This window comes from Paraburkholderia madseniana (genome assembly GCF_009690905.1).
Taxonomy (GTDB): domain Bacteria; phylum Pseudomonadota; class Gammaproteobacteria; order Burkholderiales; family Burkholderiaceae; genus Paraburkholderia; species Paraburkholderia madseniana.
In genome coordinates this window covers 1-2330 of record NZ_VOSW01000247.1, presented here as the reverse complement: position 1 = coordinate 2330, position 2330 = coordinate 1, and the positions used below count along the sequence as shown (strand labels likewise).

Genomic DNA, 2330 nt, shown 5'->3' with positions numbered 1-2330 from the left:
CTGCACAGCATGCGGGGAATTCCTAACGGACGCTTCTTGCCATTGCTCTTGGGGATGTAAATACGTCGAAGCGGCAACGCACGGTAGCCGTGGTGTTGCATCGCCTCCATCCCTTTCCATTTGGCCGCCGGAGATGACCAAATCGTGCCGTCAACGCCCGGTGTTCTCTTGCCGCGATTCTCTGTCACTCGTTTCACGGCTAGCATTTTGCCGCTGTGCGAGCGGGTCAGCAGACGCTGCAGGGCACTGACTCGCCCCCATCTGCCTTCCTTGGTTGCCTTGGCGATACGCGCCTGGAGTCGTTTCACCTCTTCCTTGATGCGAGGCCAATCAGCCTGACTCCACATCCTGGTGGGGCGCGAGGGTGCACCAGCCTCAGTCGCCCCTGCTTGCGCAGTGCCACCAATCGCCGTCATCTGCCTTCCCTCCTATAACGATTAATCAAGTTCTCTCGCCATGAATGACCACGCGGAAGTCTGCCCGCTTTCGCGTCCGACCATGCTGCAGTCGGTATCCTCCCCGTTACAGGAAGGCGTTCGCTTTTTCCGCAATCCTCTACCCGCAGCACTAACAGCGTTCCTTGCGGTTCGCCTGCCGTCGCCGGCAGCACTACGGGCTTACCCTGTTCCGCAAGAATTTCAGAGCGGGACGGACCCCTCCTATCCGCCGGCGGCGCAATGTCCATGCTGGCCCAGCACACAGAGGCCAAACCTTGCCGCGTGCCATTTTGGCTCAAGCCTGTCAGCACATTTGGCTTGTCAATGATGACGACGTTTAATAGAGGTTCACGTATGTTGGTCGTTACCGCTCGTTCCTAGTCCCTCACCGCCCTTGTGCTGGCAGATTTCGCTTTCCCTCGCGGGTCCGCGTACCGAAACAGATCGGTGGTTACATTGTCCCCAGAGCTTCACACCGAGTCGTTACCGGCTCCGCATGTCTGGGTAGGAAACGGCTGATGGAACAGCCGGTTCGATCACAACGAATCCCGTTGAGTCGAACAGAAATTCAAGCGACTTTCAGGTCGCACATGCGCTTTCATCCCGAAGTACCATTGATTTCCCTTCTTCGTCTGGTGCATTTCCGGGTCCCGCGTACCTGAGGCGTTCTTCGTCGAGTTGGGCGCAGAAATCAATGTGGCGTCGACTACCGACCCGGCCTTGAGCATCAGACCTTTCCCGCTCAGGATCTCATTGACCAGCGCGAGCATCTGCACAGCCAGACCGTGCGCTTCGAGCAGGTGACGAAACCGCAGGATCGTGCTCTCGTCGGGCAATCGCGTCATGCCGTCGTCAAGCCCCGCAAAGTCGCGATACAGCGGCACGTCATAGAGCGCTTCTTCCATCGCCGGGTCTGACAGACCAAACCACTGCTGCATAAAGTGAATCTGCAGCATCGTGGCAATCGGAAATGGCGGCCGTCCCGTTTTACCCTTCGGATAGTGCGGCTCAATCAGGGCAATCAGTTGCGACCACGGCACCACGCGCCTCATCTCTTCGAGAAATTCCCGCTTGCGCGTGCGTTTCGTTGACAGATCCAGACCAAGGCCAAGTTGTGCCATCACGTCACCCCTTAAATTCTCCTGCTCCCAGGATAGTCCACGCTCACGTCAATGCCAGGACTTTTGCAGACTTTCCCTAATTCTAAGTGGGGCCCGTGGTCCGCTACGGGTAGTGGTGCATCTGGAATCCGTGTTCGTGCACCTTCAGGCGTTAGTGACAAGGGTGTCATCAGCTCCCACTCCGCACTGCGTGCGTCGCGGACGGGTCTGCCTGGGAAACAAGGCGCTTCGGTTGAGGTCAGTGGGTGGCCATCGGCTTCGCCTCGGCGACGCACCTCTGCACTCCCCCGGGAATCCCGCCTCAAATGATATGTCGGTGTGCTGAATCACAGTCACAGTCACAGTCACAGTCACAGTCACAGTCACAGTCACAGTCACAGTCACAGTCACAGTCACAGTTGCGGTTGCGGTTGCGGTTGCGGTTCCAATCGGAATCGGGATGGTGATGCGGTGCAATGACGAGCCACGACCCGGTGGCGAGACGCGGGCGTTAAAACGCAGTGGTCGGTTTTATGAAGTACTCTTCGGCGCGCGCAGCGTCGCCGGAAGTATGACGCCTTTGTCACTGGCGCATGCAGGTGCACGAACCCAGATTCCAGATGCACCACTACCCGCAGCAGACCACGGTGCCCGCTTAGCAGTAGCGGTTTGAGCTGCTTTCTCTTGCCTACTTCTCTTTGCAGCCGGCAAAGAGAAGTAGGTGCCGCCCCGCACAGGGGCAACGCTAATAGACCACTAACAATTCAAGGAAAGGCCAAAGCCCTAAGAACAC

The 2330-nt window shown here is 57.9% G+C and carries 1 protein-coding gene and 1 pseudogene; both read right to left on the bottom strand.

Translation table 11 applies throughout. The features are described from left to right. A partial coding sequence (locus FSO04_RS45555; protein ID WP_174825360.1) for a reverse transcriptase N-terminal domain-containing protein occupies positions 1 to 416 on the bottom strand: 416 nt, incomplete at its 3' end. 575 nt (positions 417 to 991) lie between these two features. Continuing rightward, positions 992 to 1558 (bottom strand): annotated as a pseudogene (locus FSO04_RS45550) (IS5 family transposase); the annotation flags it as partial. Between the last annotated feature and the right edge of the window lie 772 nt (positions 1559 to 2330).